16 protein-coding genes and 1 tRNA gene are annotated in these 17,361 nt (G+C 41.3%); 9 read left to right on the forward strand and 8 right to left on the reverse strand.

Going from position 1 to position 17,361, the window contains the following annotated elements; translation table 11 throughout:
• Nucleotides 1-115: 115 nt before the first annotated feature.
• From ACSFVZ_RS09155 to murB, 4 genes are all read right to left on the reverse strand, one after another.
• Nucleotides 116-191: transfer RNA gene (locus ACSFVZ_RS09155), tRNA-Thr, on the reverse strand.
• Between the two features lie 117 nt (nt 192-308).
• On the reverse strand, nt 309-1,007 hold the full coding sequence (locus tag ACSFVZ_RS09160) for a type III pantothenate kinase (protein WP_253039075.1): 699 nt from the start codon (nt 1,005-1,007) through the stop codon (nt 309-311).
• On the reverse strand, nt 1,004-1,996 hold the full coding sequence (gene birA / locus ACSFVZ_RS09165) for a bifunctional biotin--[acetyl-CoA-carboxylase] ligase/biotin operon repressor BirA (protein WP_253039073.1): 993 nt from the start codon (nt 1,994-1,996) through the stop codon (nt 1,004-1,006). Before birA ends, ACSFVZ_RS09160 begins: the two co-directional genes overlap by 4 nt.
• Nucleotides 1,993-3,003, reverse strand: coding sequence for a UDP-N-acetylmuramate dehydrogenase (gene murB, locus ACSFVZ_RS09170; protein ID WP_253039071.1), 1,011 nt, complete (start codon nt 3,001-3,003; stop codon nt 1,993-1,995). Before murB ends, birA begins: the two co-directional genes overlap by 4 nt.
• A gap of 145 nt (nt 3,004-3,148) precedes the next feature.
• Here murB and ACSFVZ_RS09175 point away from each other — a divergent pair, with 145 nt between their 5' ends.
• Entirely contained in the window at nt 3,149-4,993 is a 1,845-nt protein-coding gene (locus tag ACSFVZ_RS09175; RefSeq protein WP_135922949.1) for a M1 family metallopeptidase, read from the forward strand.
• A gap of 53 nt (nt 4,994-5,046) precedes the next feature.
• Here ACSFVZ_RS09175 and ACSFVZ_RS09180 read toward each other — a convergent pair whose 3' ends face one another.
• Nucleotides 5,047-5,670: a DUF2057 domain-containing protein gene (locus tag ACSFVZ_RS09180; RefSeq protein ID WP_235383743.1), complete on the reverse strand. Its 624-nt coding sequence runs from the start codon at nt 5,668-5,670 to the stop codon at nt 5,047-5,049.
• 105 nt (nt 5,671-5,775) lie between these two features.
• On the opposite strand from ACSFVZ_RS09180, the gene ACSFVZ_RS09185 reads away from it, so the two are divergent.
• From ACSFVZ_RS09185 to ACSFVZ_RS09195, 3 genes are all read left to right on the forward strand, one after another.
• Complete coding sequence (locus ACSFVZ_RS09185) at nt 5,776-6,147, forward strand: histidine triad nucleotide-binding protein (protein WP_135922951.1); 372 nt, start codon at nt 5,776-5,778, stop codon at nt 6,145-6,147.
• A gap of 230 nt (nt 6,148-6,377) precedes the next feature.
• Nucleotides 6,378-7,034, forward strand: coding sequence for a helix-turn-helix transcriptional regulator (locus ACSFVZ_RS09190; protein WP_135922952.1), 657 nt, complete (start codon nt 6,378-6,380; stop codon nt 7,032-7,034).
• Nucleotides 7,035-7,187: 153 nt separating this feature from the next.
• A complete protein-coding gene (locus ACSFVZ_RS09195; protein ID WP_135922953.1) occupies nt 7,188-9,344 on the forward strand; it encodes an ATP-binding protein in 2,157 nt (718 codons plus the stop codon).
• Between the two features lie 93 nt (nt 9,345-9,437).
• Here ACSFVZ_RS09195 and ACSFVZ_RS09200 read toward each other — a convergent pair whose 3' ends face one another.
• The 3 genes from ACSFVZ_RS09200 to ACSFVZ_RS09210 all read right to left on the reverse strand — a co-directional run bounded on the left by ACSFVZ_RS09200 (nt 9,438) and on the right by ACSFVZ_RS09210 (nt 12,822).
• On the reverse strand, nt 9,438-10,853 hold the full coding sequence (locus ACSFVZ_RS09200; protein WP_235404110.1) for a mannose-1-phosphate guanylyltransferase/mannose-6-phosphate isomerase: 1,416 nt from the start codon (nt 10,851-10,853) through the stop codon (nt 9,438-9,440).
• A gap of 65 nt (nt 10,854-10,918) precedes the next feature.
• The gene (locus tag ACSFVZ_RS09205) at nt 10,919-11,692 is read right to left on the reverse strand and encodes an amidohydrolase (RefSeq protein WP_235404111.1); all 774 of its coding nucleotides are present in this window, start codon (nt 11,690-11,692) and stop codon (nt 10,919-10,921) included.
• Nucleotides 11,680-12,822 (reverse strand): methionine aminotransferase, encoded by a 1,143-nt coding sequence (locus ACSFVZ_RS09210; protein ID WP_435558664.1) that lies wholly within the window; start codon nt 12,820-12,822, stop codon nt 11,680-11,682. The genes ACSFVZ_RS09205 and ACSFVZ_RS09210 overlap by 13 nt, the downstream gene beginning before the upstream one ends.
• Nucleotides 12,823-12,921: 99 nt before the next feature.
• Here ACSFVZ_RS09210 and ACSFVZ_RS09215 point away from each other — a divergent pair, with 99 nt between their 5' ends.
• From ACSFVZ_RS09215 to ACSFVZ_RS09235, 5 genes are all read left to right on the forward strand, one after another.
• Nucleotides 12,922-13,551 (forward strand): methylthioribulose 1-phosphate dehydratase, encoded by a 630-nt coding sequence (locus ACSFVZ_RS09215; RefSeq protein ID WP_135922957.1) that lies wholly within the window; start codon nt 12,922-12,924, stop codon nt 13,549-13,551.
• Nucleotides 13,548-14,234 carry an acireductone synthase gene (gene mtnC / locus ACSFVZ_RS09220; RefSeq protein WP_435558665.1) on the forward strand — a complete coding sequence of 229 codons (687 nt, stop codon included), beginning with the start codon at nt 13,548-13,550 and terminating at the stop codon, nt 14,232-14,234. Before ACSFVZ_RS09215 ends, mtnC begins: the two co-directional genes overlap by 4 nt.
• On the forward strand, nt 14,231-14,773 hold the full coding sequence (locus ACSFVZ_RS09225; protein ID WP_435558666.1) for a 1,2-dihydroxy-3-keto-5-methylthiopentene dioxygenase: 543 nt from the start codon (nt 14,231-14,233) through the stop codon (nt 14,771-14,773). Before mtnC ends, ACSFVZ_RS09225 begins: the two co-directional genes overlap by 4 nt.
• 1 nt (nt 14,774) lies before the next feature.
• Complete coding sequence (locus ACSFVZ_RS09230; protein WP_135922960.1) at nt 14,775-15,116, forward strand: gamma-glutamylcyclotransferase family protein; 342 nt, start codon at nt 14,775-14,777, stop codon at nt 15,114-15,116.
• 95 nt (nt 15,117-15,211) lie between these two features.
• Nucleotides 15,212-17,359 (forward strand): winged helix-turn-helix domain-containing protein, encoded by a 2,148-nt coding sequence (locus tag ACSFVZ_RS09235; protein ID WP_435558667.1) that lies wholly within the window; start codon nt 15,212-15,214, stop codon nt 17,357-17,359.
• Nucleotides 17,360-17,361: the final 2 nt, after the last annotated feature.

Raw genomic sequence — 17,361 nt, forward strand, 5'->3', positions numbered from 1 at the left:
AGCTGGATTCGAACCAGCGAAGGCTGAGCCGTCAGATTTACAGTCTGATCCCTTTGGCCGCTCGGGAACCCCTCCACGAAAATTCTTTACTAAGTCACTTCCGGTAAAAGGAAAGTGGTGCCGACTATCCGAGTTGAACGGATGACCTACTGATTACAAGTCAGTTGCTCTACCAACTGAGCTAAGTCGGCACTGCTTTAGTACGGGACGAGATTCTAAGGTAAGGTTTATTGTGATGCAACAATAAAATCAAAAAAAATGTGATTTTATGTGTTAAACGCTCACTATTCAGGCAAATATAGGCTTTTTTACTGTTTTAGTGTTAATTCTAACCAGTAATTCAGTCCTTTAAAAACAAGCTGACTGTCAAACTCACTCTCAGCGAACTGCTCGGCCAACAACTTTCCATAGCCACCAGCGAATAATAAGCAGCTATTTTCATTATTAAGATGACGCTTAGCTTGCTCAATTGCCCCTACAGTCGCAACAAGCGCACCGTTTTTTAAACCATTAGGGGTATTTCGGCCTAACTCTGCAGCAAATGGAGTTTGCCCATCATCGAACACTTTTTGCGTATTTTGCGTTAATGAGGTTGTCATTAAATCAAGCCCAGGCAAAATCCACCCGCCAAGGTGTTCTCCTTCGCTGTTTAATACATCAATCGTTGTTGCGGTGCCAGCATCGACCACAATACAGTGTTGCTTTGGCAGCTCCACATATGCAGCAATTAGTGCAAGCCAACGATCAATGCCTAAATTGGTAAAGTGCTCGTAGGCACATTTTAAATTCTCAAGTTTAGCGCTTACTTTTGCCTCGTACACGGTAACTTTATGTTGCTCGGCTAGCTTAATAAGAGGAGCAAGCGACTCGGTACTGCCTACACAAGCAAACACCATGTCATTAATTTGCGGCCAAGGCAGCGCGTTCAGTTCACACTGTTTGTAACAGCCCTGATTATATAAAACAGCTTTAATAGCAGTATTACCTACATCAACTAACAGTCTCATTTATCTGCCTTACGCAATGAAATCTCACCACCATAGTAACTCTTTACCTCTCCGTCTTGGCGAATGCGGATACCACCTTGGCTATCAATCCCTTCACAAATTCCTCGCCAGCTACGATGCCCTGTATTTAGCTCGACACACTCTTTAGCAAATGCATTTAAGCTATTCCATTGTATGTACATCTCGTTTAGCCCTGACTGCTGGTACTGCGCTAATCGCTGTTCTAAACAAATACACAAATAAGCAGCGAGTTTATTCTTATCTAACTGTTGAACATGCTGACTCAGGTCGGTCCACGCTTGGTCAATGTGTTGGCTGACACTTTCGGGCATATGTAGATTTATGCCAATACCAATCACTAATTGACAGGGTCCTTGTGGTTGCCCATCAAGTTCAACGAGAACACCCGCCAGTTTTTCTCTGTTTATATAAATATCGTTTGGCCACTTAAGCTCAACATCAATTTGATACAAAGCTTTTAAGGCATCATATACAGCTAGCCCTACTGCAATCGACACTCCCATCGCCGCCTGTAAGCCATCATCCAAGCGCCAGAAGTAACTAAAGTATAAATTAGCGCCAAATGGTGATTGCCATACTCGGCCGCGACGGCCTTTTCCTGCTTGTTGCATTTCCGCAACCAGTACAGTGCCAGATGTTAACGGAACATCACTTTGAAGACGGCGCATTAATTCACTGTTGGTTGAATCAATAATTGGCTGCACCTCAACGTTGGCTGTGTTACCACCTAGTTTGTTATACTGCTCAGTAATCGCTTGTTGATTTAGAAACCCTGCATTATTGTTCAGGCAATACCCTTTACCCGTTACTTTAAAGATATCTAGGCCCATTTCCTGCAAAGAATGAATATGTTTACCAACAGCAGCACGGCTAATACCTAATTGCTCTCCTAATTGCTGGCCAGAAACAAAACCACCTTGATTGAGCGCTTGCAAAATAGCTAATTTGTTACCATCTGGCGCTTTCATGATGAAGCTCCCAATTCAATGTGACACTCACGATCGGCATCAATCAGTCGCACCTCGTGTTGTAGCGCAATTTTGTAATTTTGCCAGACTTGTTGCTGAACATGTTTCACCATGGCAATTAAATCATCTCCAGTGCTATTGCCGTGATTCACGAGCACTAACGCTTGCTGCTGATGAACTTCAATTCCTGCAACTTGATAGCCTTTTAACCCAGCATGTTCAATCAACCACCCTGCGGCAACCTTATGATGTTCAGCATCAACATAGTAATGAGGTAGCTCAGGGTACTGTTTTAGAAGTAACGCTAGTTGTTCATTAGAGATCACTGGGTTTTTAAAAAAACTTCCCGCATTAGCAAGTTCACTTGGGTTTGGTAGTTTGCTGTTTCTAGTTGTGATGATTTGTTCAAACACCTGCTGTGGCGAAGGAGTTGTAAGCTGTTGCAATGGCCCATAACTAAGCACTGGTTGCCACTTTTTAGGGAGCAGTAACCCGACTTGAGTAATCACCGCTTTATTTTTAAGTGCATGTTTAAAGATAGAGTCACGATAGCCAAATTGGCATTCGTCTTTTGTTAAACGGTTTATCGTTTTGGTAGCAATATCAAAGTACTCAACATAACTAACAAACTTTTCGAGCTCCACACCATAAGCACCAATATTTTGCACTGGCGCAGCACCAACGGTACCGGGGATTAAAGCAAGGTTTTCAAGCCCTGGCATGTCATTGGCAATGGTCATAGCGACTAATTGATGCCAGTTTTCTCCGGCCGCTATATGCAATAAAAAGCCATCACTTTGCTGCTCTATATTTATGCCCTTCGTGTTCATGTGAACGACAGAACCTTGGTAGTCAGATAAAAACACCGTATTACTGCCTTCACCTAAAATACAAAAGGGAGACGAAAAGTCTGTGCTTAAAAGCTGATTCACTTCATCAATTTGATAAAAATGCTGGCATTGGCTTGGCAAAGAAAAGGTATGAAAAGATTGCAGGGACTGAGCCACAAAACGCCTCAAAGGTTACCGGTAACTAATCGCATTAGTGTAACCTATCGTCGCAAAATACGCATTAGATTGTAAAAATCACTCAACCCACTGCACTAATCATGTTATAAAACGGGCTCTTTTTCATTTGTGTTCCAGGGTTATTATGAAGTTTAAACCATTACTTTTAAGTCTTGCTATGGCCGGTGCTTGCTCTCAAGCAACTGCAGATGCAATCAGCCAGCACACTTACGCAAACTTAGATGACGTAACAACCACTCACCTACTACTAGATTTAGATGTTGATTTTGATGACAAACAACTAGAGGGTTTTGTTGAGCATACGCTAGATTGGCACAATGCGAACAGCAAAACACTTGTACTTGATACTCGCGATTTAGATATCGACAAAGTAATGTATCAAGATAAAAAAGGCAGCTGGCACAAAGCTGACTTCACCCTTGCTGCACGTGATGACGTGAAGGGCTCAAAATTAACAATTAAATTTAAAAGCCAAGCGGTTAAAGCACGTATCTACTACAACAGCCGCCCAGAAGCTTCAGGTTTACAGTGGTTAACACCAGAGCAAACAGCCAGTAAGTCACACCCATTTATGTACAGCCAATCACAAGCAATTCATGCTCGTAGTTGGATCCCTGTACAAGATACGCCTGCAATGCGCGTAACTTACTCAGCACGTATTCACACTCCTAAAGACATTCGTGCAGTTATGAGTGCTGACAATAAAGATGCGCTTTATAAAGACGGCGACTACTTATTCGATATGCCACAACCCATTTCGCCATACTTAATCGCAATTGGTGCGGGTAATTTAGAATTTAAAGCCATGTCTAAGCAAACCGGTATTTTTGCTGAGCCAACAATTTTAGATGCGTCGGTTGCGGAGTTTAACGACACACAAGCGATGATCGACAAAACTAACGCAATGTATGGCGAATACGCATGGGGTCGTTACGACTTATTAATGCTGCCACCAAGCTTCCCATTCGGTGGCATGGAAAACCCACGCTTGTCATTCATCACACCAACGGTTGTTGCCGGCGATAAAAGCTTAGTAAACCTAATTGCTCACGAGCTTGCTCACTCTTGGTCTGGTAACTTAGTTACCAATGCAACGTGGGAAGATTTATGGCTAAACGAAGGCTTCACGTCTTACGTTGAAAACCGCATCATGGAAGAAGTGTTTGGCCGTGACCGTGCAGTGATGGAACAAGCACTTGATGCAGCAGGCTTACGTGCATTACTTAAAACGCTACCAGCACCAGATACGCGCCTTAACTTAAAACTAAATGGCCGCGATCCTGATGATGCATTTAGCTCAGTGCCTTACACTAAAGGTCAACTTTTCTTAATCTATCTAGAAAACAAATATGGTCGTGACAAGTTTGACCCATTTGTAAAAGGTTACTTTGATCAATTTGCGTTTAAGTCTCTTACAACCGCTCAATTTGTTACTTACTTAAAAGCAAACCTGATCGACAAATACCCAGGCGTGGTCAGCATGGATAAAGTTAATGAGTGGATTTTTGAGCCAGGTTTGCCAAGTGATGCACCAAATCCAACCTCTGATGCCTTCGATAAAGTTGATGCTGTAACCAAAACATGGTTAAACGGTGAGATTAGCGCAGCTCAATTACCAACAGCAGATTGGTCTGTTCATGAGTGGCTACACTTTTTAAATAATCTACCTCGCGATTTAAGCATTGAAAAAATGACTGAGCTTGATAAGCAATTCAACTTAACACAGTCAACTAATGCTGAGCGCGCTTTCGCATGGTTTATGCTAGCGGTAGGTAATGGTTATCAACCAATTTACCCTGCACTTGATAAGCACCTCTCTGGCATCGGTCGCCGTAAATTAATTGTGCCACTATATAAAGCACTTATTAAGAACGGTAAAAAAGACTGGGCGCATGATGTGTACTTAAAAGCACGTCCGGGTTACCACCCTCTTGCACAAGGTACAGTTGACGACTTATTTGCAAAGTAAGTCACTAAACCCAAAAAAGGCGCTGATATCAGCGCCTTTTTTAATAATTAGATTTAGTTGCTTACCTTTTGTAAGAATGCCCGACGCTCTTCAGGGCTCGCTTGTTGCCACCAAAACTCTAACATTGCCGCTGCATTTGGCATATTTTTTAATCCAGCCTGCCCACCTGGTACTTTTGCAGGTAAGGTAACTGGCACCGCTGTCGCAGGCTTACTACTTGAACTTGCAACAGGCGCTGTCGCAACAGCTTGCGCTGACGTTGACTGTGCACGATAACTAACAATTGATAACGGCATCGCAAGCTCACTGCCTTTCGCTTTTAGACTCACTTGAGGTGACTCAGCAAACACCTGCGCTGCTACAGCATTACTGGCGCGATTAAATACAACATCATAGTCTTTGCCATTTTCAACCGTCACTTCAACCCAAAAAGGCTCTGACTCTACAACCTGATGGTCGTCATAACCTTGCTCATATAGATCTGTGTATTTCATTTTCAGCTGATAGGTACCTGGGGCAAGCTCAACATCATCAACACGGCTAAAAAATGATTGCTCAATAAGGCGATCTCCCACTTGTAACGGTACAAGCTCTTCTGGAAAGTGAATAGTCTCGGCTACACTGCTAACACTATTCAATAGCATTAACACACTACTCAGTAATACTAACTTACGCATGTTCACTCCTTGGTTGTTCAACTTGTGGCAGTTTCAGTTTGACACTGCAAATAAAGTTTGTCATTAGTGGGCGGTCATTTAACCACATTTATAAGAGAGCTAAGTATGAGCCAAGAGACTATTTTTACAAAGATTATTAATCGCGAGATCCCTGCCGATATTGTCTATGAAGACGAGTTATCACTGGCTTTTAAAGACATTAATCCACAAGCCCCCTTTCATGTATTGATCATTCCCAAAACACCAATTGCGACTGTTAATGACGTTACAGAAGAAAATGCCCACTTGGTTGGTCACTTGTATGTCGTTGCTGCAAAACTAGCTAAGCAATTTGGTTTTAGTGAGGATGGCTTTCGTGTTGTGATGAATTGTAACGAACATGGCGGGCAAACGGTGTACCATATACACCTACACATGTTAGCGGGCAAACCAATGGGTTGGCCTCCTTACCAAGATAAGATGAAAGAAAGCATCTAGCACTTTAATATGTAAATAACTGTAAAAAGTAGTACAAACATATTAATTTGAACTATACTATATATATATCAGTTAGTTAACACGTTGCATTAAGTTAACTAACTGTATTATTTGACACAAAATAGACACAAACTGCACTTTTCCTGCACAACTCTCAGAAATTTCTAATACGAAAGGGGTGGATTGCGTGGTAGGATGAAACTGTCAACTTTATTCAAGAGTGTATATATATGAGTAGTTCAGCCTTTTTATTATTAGATCCAGAACCGGTTAACACAATTGGTGTTAATGTATTAGAACCACTTTTAAAAACACAGGGGCTAGACGTCACATCTGGTACTGATATTTCTGAAGTACCTGAAGGCACACGCTTGTTATTCATTGAAACATCAAGCACTGATCCATGGGGTAAGCTTAAAGAGCAACTCGTTCATCTGCGCATGAAATGCGATATCGTATTATTCAATTTAGATGAAAACCCTGAATTAGCTAACCGTGCTCTATTAAGTGGTATCCGTGGTGTTTTTTACACAACAGACAATGCTGATGTGTTAATGAAAGGCATTCGTTTGTTGCTGGAAGATCAATTATGGTATCGCCGCGAAATCATGTGTAATGCATTAAATCGCATGCTGCAGTTTAATAAAGATGCCTTACATAAACTGACAGATGGCGACATCGAGCCGGTTAAACTTACTAAACGTGAAAAAGCAATTATTTCACTAATGAGTAAAGGTTCGAAAAATAAAGAGATTGCTGAAGACTTAAGCATTAGCCCACACACAGTAAAAACTCACTTGTATAGTGCATTCAGAAAAACCAAATGCCGTAACCGTATCGAGTTATTGTCATGGGCACAGCAAAATATTCCTGACGAGATCCGTTAAAACCAATACGCTTCGTCAAGTATTATTGCCAATTGCTACAATACACCCTACTAAGTTAAACAGACGCTACTAGCGTCTGTTTTTGTATCTTGTAGTTGATATACATGGCAATAGACCTTATTCTCAAGCTGACTGCAGACTGCCGGAAAAATAATGCTAGATTCAGCTACTTTATATTATGTAAGCGCCGCTATGATGGCGGTAATGACGTTACTGAACTATTTAACCTGGCGAACAAATAATAATACCCCAGGTACACTTCTTTATATTTTCTACCCTCTTGTCATGTTTGCATCAGTAATGAGTTTTGCATTACATGGTCATATTAATAATGTAGCCAGTATATCGATTGCCAACTCACTACTTTTTTGTGCCTCGATCATTCATGTTCTTGCCGTTTGCCAATTTTTCAATGCTAAATGTGTCGGTTTCAAAGCTTTTGTCGGTATAACTGCAGCATTTGCGCTACTTATGATCTACCTCTCTACTGACAATTCAGAGTTAAGAAGTCGCATTTTAGTTTCTGATTTACAGCATGTTATCGAAGCGCTGTTCTTATTGGCACTGTTCATTCGCAATGGCCGCAAAAACTACCCTAATGGCAGCATTGTCTATATTTTAATACTCAGCATTATTCTTGCTATTTTTACTGGCCGCACTTTATTAATGGGCGATATTGCTAAAGCAGACTTATTATCGGCAAACTGGTTTAGTATTACCCTATTCATTAACGGCGTTATCGCACCCATGTTTTATGCCACGGGTATGGCATTATTATGTAATGAACGCCGAGAACAGAATTTAAATCAACTCACTGAAAAAGCACAAAAAGACCTTGAAATTCGCGGCTTATTTTTGTCAACAATTAGCCATGAAATTCGCACCCCCCTAAATGGTATTTTAGGGAGTGCACAACTTATCATGAACCAATCAAGTGATCCTCGCGATAAACCTTACTGTGAAGCGATTATCAACTCTGCAGAATCTCTCAATTTACTGGTTGATAAAGTCCTTGATTATGCAAGTCTAGATCAGCGTGATGAAGCGCTTTATGAAGAAGATGTTGAGTTTAAAACTTGGTTAAACAATTTATGCTTACTGCTAAGCCCACTTGCAGAACAAAAACATTTAAAGTTTGAGCTTATTTACGATTTACCTGCTCAAGCATGTTACTACTGCGACCAGCAAAAACTAAGACAAGTTATTATTAACTTAGTGGGTAATGCGATTAAATTTACAGACCACGGCGCAGTAAAAATACATGTAACGTTACTTAAAGAAAGACAATTAGATCATCTTGTTCGCATCAGTGTTATCGACTCAGGTCCGGGTATCGAAGACGAAGAAATTATCTTTCTCACAGAACCCTATGTACAAAGCAGTGCAGGTAAAGAAAAAGGCGGCACGGGACTTGGTTTGGCAATAACAAGCCGATTACTCGAGAAGCTTGGAAGTAAACTTAATATTACCAGTGAGCTAAATAAAGGCAGTACTTTTAGTTTCGATATTTCACTTGCGATTGGTGAGCTAAGTCTTGTTGAACAGCGCCACCAATCAAAAGACTATGTAACTGGGCTTGACGTTTTATTGGTCGAAGATCTCGATCTAAACCAAAAAATTGCTATCGAATTTATGGCCGATGACGAGCACAAAATTAAGCTCGCAAAAGATGGTAAAAGCGCTATAGAGTTAATGCAAAAGCACCACTTTGACGTAGTGTTACTTGATATGAATTTACCTGATCTCAGTGGGCAGGATGTATTAAAAAAACTCAAAACTGTTGACCACTTAAATCAACGAACACCGGTGCTTGCCTTTACAGCAAGCCTTAGCCCCGATGAAATAAAAGAATACTTGGCGCTGGGAATTAAAGATATTGTCGGAAAACCAATAAAGCAACAAAAGCTACGCCAAGCACTTAGCGATTCGCAAACGAACCAGGCTGCGAGCATAGCTGTCGAGCTGCGCGACACTTTGTACGATGAAACGGCTGCAGCGACACTTGTAAGCTCATTTAATGAAGATGAAGTATCATCAATCTACAACGAATTTGTTTTATCAGCTCGTAACAAGTTGATTCGCTGTCAACAACTTGTAGAAGATGATAAAGAACAGTGCATCAAGCTTCTCCACCGCCAAGCCAGTACCGCTTTGCAATTAGGCTTTAACCGTTACGGCTTAGAGCTTAAAAAAATAGAGCGTAAGTTACTCGACAACAAACCTCTTAAAGACTCGCTTACAGATACACTTGTGCTGTGGCAAGACAGCCTTCAAGCCTACTTAAAACATGTAAGAAGTGAATTAACTTAAGGAAAGCGGAAACGTTAAAACCTAACCAATAAAAGTTTAAGCCGGCTGTTCTCAATAAAGAAACAACCGGCTCAATTTAGTTAAAACTTATAGCTAGTCCCTACCATACCTATCATCAAACCGCTCGATGTCGCTTTCATCAAGTATTGCACCGGTTTGTACTTCAATAACGATCAGAGGTGTGGCTTGTTGATTAGCGAGGCTATGTAATTGTTTAGCCGCAATATAACAAGATTGATCGGCTGTTAGCTCAAACTCGTCATCACCTACTCGCACACTTGCCACTCCAGATACGACAACCCAATGCTCTGCACGGTGCTGATGGCGTTGAGTTGAGAGTTTTGCACCGCTGTTGACGATTATTTTCTTTACCTTAAAGCCAGTACTTTCAATTAAAGTTCGATAGTTGCCCCAAGGTCTGAATACCGCTTGATGGTGAGTCAATTTGTCATTATCAATAACAGCAAGCTGCTTAAGTAAATCAGGAAGCTTATCGAGCGCACTTTTATCTGCCACTAAAGTGGCATCATGAGTATGAATAATTGCTTGATTACTCACGCCGAGCGCCGCAATAGTGTGGTCGGCTTCGCTGATGAGTAGATTATTTTCGCTATCTAAACTCACGCCTTGCGAGGCTAAATAGTTACCATGACAGTCTTTTTCAGCGATTTTAGAGAGTGCTGAAAAGCTGCCAACATCACTCCAATTTAAATCAACAGGAATAACAGCAACGTTAGCGCTACGCTCCAAAATAGCATAATCAATGGAATCACTTGGGCATGCTGTAAGCGCATTCGCTACAGGCCGTTGAAAACCTAAATCTGCAGTAAAGCTTGCCGCCTTTGCGACACTGTCAGCAATCTTTGGCGCAAAACGATTAAGTTCGCTTAAATACACATCCGGCAAAAATAAGAACATGCCGCTATTCCAGCCATATTCACCACTGGCAAGGTATTTCTCGGCTAATTGCCGGGCTGGTTTTTCTTTAAATTCAGCCACCTTAAAGCAGCCTTCATGGGCTAACTGCTCACCTTGGCGAATATAACCATAACCAGTATGTGGCTCAGTGGGTGTAATGGCAAAGGTCACTAACTGTTGTTGCTGGCAAAGCGCTATAGCATTATCTAAGCATGCAATAAGCTTATCAAAATCACTTATGTGGTGATCAGCAGGCATGACTAGTAAGGGATCTTTTAGGCCATTTTGCAATGCAAATTCAGCTGCTAAGGCAATCGCTGGCGCGGTATTTTTACCTTCAGGCTCCAGCAGTAAAGTATAGCTATCTGTGATTTCTGCAATTTGCGCTTTAGCAATAAAACGGTGCTCTTCATTGCATACTAAAATCGGCGCATTAAATCGTGAGTCAGCCACACGTAAAAGCGCGCTCTGTAACAGTGACTTGTCGCTAAGCAAAGGTAAAAACTGCTTAGGCATCGCTTTACGTGACAAAGGCCATAAACGAGAACCTATGCCACCAGCAAGAATAACGGGGGTGATTTTGCGACTCATGATTGCTTAAAGTAAATTATCCAACCATGAGTTTAACAAATTTTTGAGTAGGCTTCTTCGAGCAATTACAGTAACTGAAATTGATCAGCGTCTAAATGAGCAGGAAAAGCCTTTCTAAAGTCATCTAAAGGTGATTTTTCTAAGCGCTGAATAATGATACCCGATTGGTTATCTTCAAGCGCTGCCAAGGTATCACCTTTAAAATCATATACAGCAGTGCCTCCGCTGTGGGCAACATCATTACCATCAGCGCCAATGCGATTGACGCCTACGACATAACAGAGGTTTTCCATTGCGCGTGCTTTTAACAGGGTATCCCACACATGGCGACGAGCAGCGGGCCAATTAGCTACGTTTATCATCACATCGTAGTCGTTGCAATTACGCTGAAATACAGGAAAGCGAAGGTCGTAACACACTTGCGGTAAAATGCGAAAATCATTAATAGTGAATATCTCGCGCTGTGTACCCGCTGCAACAAAATTGCCTTCGTTACCTAAACAGAATAAATGGCGTTTGTCGTAATACTTTACTTCGCCGTTTGGCCAAGCCCAATAAAAGCGATTGGCCTTTTTATCACCTTTTGCGACTAAAACAGAGCCTGCAACCACAGCATTTTTTTGCTTAGCTGTGGCTTTTAACCAGCTAAGTACCTCACCTTGCTCAGGCTCACTGCAATCTAGATTAATCGCAAAACCAGTAGCAAATGTTTCTGGCAAGACAATTAAATCAACTTGCTCTTTTAAGCCATTAAGCTGCTCAGTAAAGTGTGCAAGATTCGCGCTTTTATCAAGCCAATGCAGTGATGACTGCACTAAAGCTAAGGTTAAAGTTGACATAAAATCTCCGCGGCACGTTTTAATGTGTCATCATTTTTAGCAAAACATAAACGAATCACTTTGTCGCTGCTTGCGCTGTTATAAAACACACTGAGTGGTACAGCTGCAACACCCGCTTGCTCAACCAGCCATTGGCAAAACTCAACATCATCAAGATCAGACACATCACTATAATCGAGTAGCAAAAAGTAGGTGCCTTCACTTGGTAATATTTTAAAGCGACTGTGTGCTAGTGCTTCGCTAAGTAAATCGCGTTTTTGTTGATAAAAAAGGTTCAGTTCATCAACATGCTCAGGCTCTAACTCAAGCATATCGGCTAGTGCATGCTGGGCAGGCGTAAAGCTTGAAAAAGTCACGTATTGGTGAATTTTACGAAACTCCACCATTAGCTGAGCAGGCGCAACACAATAACCCATCTTCCAGCCGGTGCTGTGAAAGGTTTTGCCAAAGCTTGAGATCACAAAACTGCGTGCAAATAACTCAGGGTCGGTCAGCGCACTTAAATGCAAAGCGCCATCAAAGGTGATGTGCTCATACACTTCATCACTAATTACATATAAATCATGCTTAGTAACAAGTGCTTTAAGGGCATTAATATCTTCTGTTTTAAAGATTTTACCGCTTGGGTTATGTGGCGTGTTGATAATGATGACACGCGTTTTGTCTGTAATGACATCGGCTACGGCTTGCCAATCAATTTTGTAATCTGGCGCATGCAAGGCAACGTGAACTGAGCGACCACCGGCAAGTTCGATTGCTGGCTGGTACGAATCATAAGCGGGGTCAAACACCACAACTTCTTCACCCTCTTTGACAAGTGCTTGAATCGCCACGAACAATGCCTCTGTTGCTCCTGAAGTGACAGTAACTTGTTGCTCATAATTTATGTTGTTATGGTATTTTCTAGCAATCAGTGCGGCTATTTGCTGCTGCAGCCTTGCAACACCACTTGAAGGTGCATATTGATTTACCCCCTCAAGTACATAATGATTAAGCTGTTTTTTTAGCAATTCAGGTGCATCAAACTCAGGAAAACCCTGAGATAAGTTAAGCGCTTGGTACTTATTTGCCAGAGCGGTCATTTGACTAAAAATGCTGGTGCCTAAATTCGGCAATTTACTTTCAAACACAGAGGTTCCTTAAAGATGGTTTTGCGCCCGAAGCGATGCTATCATTGCTTAAAACAGATGTATAGCCGTCTAAATAACTTTTAGAATGTCGAGGAATATATGCATAACAATACCGCTATTTCAGAACTAATTGAAGCCGGTAAATGGGTAAGTCAACGCGGTTGGGTCCCTGCTACTGGTGGTAACTTTTCAGCCCGCACAGCAAGTGGCTATGTTGTCACAGCAAGTGGCTTCGATAAAGGCCAACTCGGCACTCATGCGTTTATTGAATTTGATCATGAAGGTAATCGCACTAAAGGCTCAGGTAATCCTTCAGCTGAAACTGAGCTGCATCTAAATATGTATAAGCTGATCCCATCAGCAAACTATGTCTTACACACTCATTCGGTAGCGGCAACCGTGTTATCGCGTGTTATTAAAGGCCATACTATCAACTTACACGGCTACGAAATGCAAAAGTCTTTAAGTGGTGTTAAATCGCATTTAGATACGCTAAGTATTCCTATTTTTGATAACGACCAAGACATCGACCGTTTAAGTTTACTTGTCAGTGATCATCACCTTCACACCCCTATTGAGCATGCCGTATTAATCCGCGGCCACGGTTTATACGTGGTTGGTCGCGATATCAAAGAAGTACTGCGTCATTTAGAAGGCTTAGAGTTTTTGTTTAGCTGTGAACTTGAGCGCTTAAAACTAGAAGGCATTCAAGCTGGAGTTCAGCCATGATCAAAGCGATTTTAACCGATATTGAAGGCACAATTACCCGCATTTCTTTTGTCAAAGACGTCTTATTCCCTTACGCTGCAGGGCAGTTACCCGAGTTTGTAAAGTCACATCAAACAGACCCAGAAGTTGCAGCCCAAATTGATGCTGTTAAAGCACATATTGAACAACCAGAAGCCGATATTGACACGGTTATTAAGCATTTAATTCATTGGATAGAAACGGACCAAAAAATTACTCCACTTAAGCAATTACAAGGATTAATTTGGCAAACTGGCTACGAAAATGGTGATTTTACTGGACACCTTTACCCTGATGCTTATGACTTTTTACAAGCCCAAAAACAAGCGGGCAAAAGTCTCTATGTGTACTCATCTGGGTCAGTAAAAGCCCAACACCTGATTTTTGAGTTTTCTGATTATGGTGATGTTAGACCTTTATTCAGTGGTTACTTCGATACTAAAGTAGGCGCAAAACAACAGCAAAGCTCTTATGAGAATATTATTGCTGAACTGCCTTTTGACGCTGAAGAGGTGCTGTTCTTAAGTGATGTGGAAGCAGAGCTTGATGCTGCAAAAGCGGCAGGTCTGCGAACGCTTCACCTTATTCGAGATGGCCAAGAAGCAAGTGATATCCACCCAAATATTAACGATTTCACAGCATTCAGCGCGGAGCTTTTAGTATGAGTCAATTAACTATTTTTAATGATACAAACGCAGATAACATACTGTTTCATAGTGAAGATTTAAGCGCTATTGCTAGAGAGCTTAATGCGGTTGGCGTTCGCTTTGAGCAATGGCAAGCAACGGCACAGATTGATCAAGACACCAGTCATGACGCTATTTTAACTGCCTATGCTAGCGATATAGAACGCCTTAAGGCTGAAGGTGGCTATCAAACAGTGGATGTTATTTCGCTTGCAAAAGGGAACCCAAATGCCAGCGAATTACGCAGCAAGTTCTTATTTGAACATACTCATAGTGAAGATGAAGTGCGCTTTTTTGTGAAAGGCCAAGGTTTATTTTGCCTACACTTGGGCGATAAAGTGTATCAAGTTCTTTGCCAACAAGGCGACCTGATTTCAGTACCTGAGCTTACACCACATTGGTTTGATATGGGCAGTGATCCTGAATTCACAGCAATTCGCTTATTCAATAATACCGAAGGCTGGGTCGCGCAAAGTACTGAGTCTGATATTGCTAACAACTTTCCCCTTTTGGATTAATATGGAAAAGCTATTTTCGTACGGTACCTTGCAGTACCCACAAGTTCAGTTAGATACCTTTGGGCGTTTGCTCGAAGGTCAACCAGCCACGCTGACAGGGTATGTAGTTGGCGAAGTAGAGATCACCGACGAGGCCGTACTTAAAAGCAGTGGGCAACGTTTTCATCCTGCATTATTAAAAACAGGTAATGAAAGCGACTCTGTGAGCGGCACAATCTACTTAATTACAGAGCAAGAGCTTGCACAAGCAGATAAATACGAAGTGGACGACTATCAACGCATTGCAGAAAAATTCCTCTGCCATACTAATGCGTGGGTATATGTTGCAAAAAATAGTCTTTAATTTACAAAAATAAAACAAAAAAACCCAATTACAGTACAACTTCTGTTATTATCGACCCCATTAATAAGTACTAATTATTTGCTAAAGGACTAAAAATGGGGTCGGCACTTTCACCCTTACGCGATAATGTTATTTTTGTTGGCGAATGGCAACTTAATATAAAACAGCAAACTATCAGTGACGGTGTTCACACCCGCGAATTAGAACCTTTGCTTTTTAAATTGCTCTGCTTTTTTATTGAAAATAACGAGCGAATAATTACTCGCCAAGAACTGGTTGAAAATATTTGGCAACAAAGTTTTGTTGATGACAATGCTATAAACCGAGCTATCTCTGAACTAAGAAAAGTACTCAAATCAGAGAAACAGCCAGGTCAAACCATTAAAACCCATTATCGTAAAGGCTACAGCTTATTCATTGCAGTGCGACCTCTTGAGCAGGCACCTATTGCTGAACCAGTAGTAGCGGCAAATGAAGAAACAAAACCTCACCTATACACTAACACCATCAGCGAGAAAAACACTAACTCATCGCGCTGGCCATGGCCTTTTGTTGCCTTAGTATTAAGTTTATTGATTGCTGCCACCTGGTTGTATATACAACAGCCCCAAGCCAATGTCGAAGCCCAAGAGCAAGCACCATTTTTAGATCTTCAAGCCGAAACCATTACTTGGCATAAAGGCACGCACTATCGGTTATTGCTAAGCCAAGACAAAACGAAACTGGCTTACATACTGCAAAATGATAAGAAACACCTTTATGTTGTCGACTTAACAACTAAACGAGAGTACCAGATTGCATCAGGGGAGCTATTTTTACAAGGTTGGTCTGAAGACGGTGAACGCTTATTTTATGGTTCATGTGAAGGGGATGATTACAACGATTGTATTACTTGGCAAGCGAGTAACCTGCTATCTAACGAAGCACTAATAAAGCCTCGAACAAATCAATCTGTACTAAACCGCACCCCAAGCCAATACATGGAAGTCGGCAATGTGGCAATTACAAGGCGTAATAATTACCGTGGTTTAACTCACCTATATGCTTTGTATGCACAAGATTTAAAAACAGGTGAAGAGATTCGCATTACCTCACCTAATATTACAGGCACGGGGGACTTTATATTAACGACGATTCAAAACCCTAGCCGCATTATTTTTGAACGCCATAATGTTGCCCAAGCAGAAATTTACATGGCTAATTTAGACGGCAGCTCACTAAAGCTATTAACAACTAACAATTACCGCTCTTGGGCTGCGACTTACGATGAGCAAAGCAACTCGCTTGTTTGGTATAACCGCGGTAAATTGACGATTGAATCATTTTCGTTTGATACCATGAGCCGCGGGCAACCTATTAAAGCCCCTGTAAAACGAGCTAATTACGCTTACCCTCTTAATAAACATAGCGTGCTAATTAGCACAGATATACACGACAGTGATGCAGCTTTATTTGACTTAAAATCAAAACAAATGAGCTATATTGCGACTGCAAATAAGCATGAGGATGACTTAGTTGCATTAACTAATAATGATGTGTATTTCGCGGATTTTGAATACTACAAACGCCAACACTGGCTTCGAAAAGACAACCAATATATCGATATAACCGATAAGCTTGGGGAAGATACTGCGATTATTGCTGCAAATAGTAGCAGTAGTAAACTTGTGAGCTTTAATAAAACCAATCAGCAATTAACGCTACTAAATGCGAATGATTTTTCAGAAATTAAGCATTGGACGCTACCAGGGAACACTAAACTGGCAGCTGTCAGAGGTAATAAGATTGCCGTTATTTATACCGAGCTTAGTAGCCTACAAAACCAAGTAATGATTTTGCATACTAACAGCGATGAAGTTGTCAAAAGTACCATCGACACCCCTTTGGCAATTGCTTGGTATGACGAAACTCAGCTAATAGTGCATTCTAAATATGAAAAATACCTGCTTTTAGATAGTGACAGCAATACTTACAGTGAACTAACAACGCCAGATAAGTTAACCGAGCTGAAGCCTTCAATTATCTCAATGACAAGCAACCAACACAGCTTGTATATTGCCACGGAAACTGAAGTATATAGCATTAAATTAGCAAACCCGCAGGATGTCGAATTAGCTCTGCAAATGCAGCCTTTGCACTTTATTAGCCAGCTCAATGCAAGTAATGACAAGCTCGCAATTTCATTCTTAACAGCAAACAGTCAAAACAGCATTGAGCTTTACACAGAAAAAAGCGCTGAATAAAT

This window comes from Pseudoalteromonas nanhaiensis, assembly GCF_051235485.1.
GTDB classification, from domain to species: Bacteria; Pseudomonadota; Gammaproteobacteria; order Enterobacterales; family Alteromonadaceae; genus Pseudoalteromonas; species Pseudoalteromonas lipolytica_C.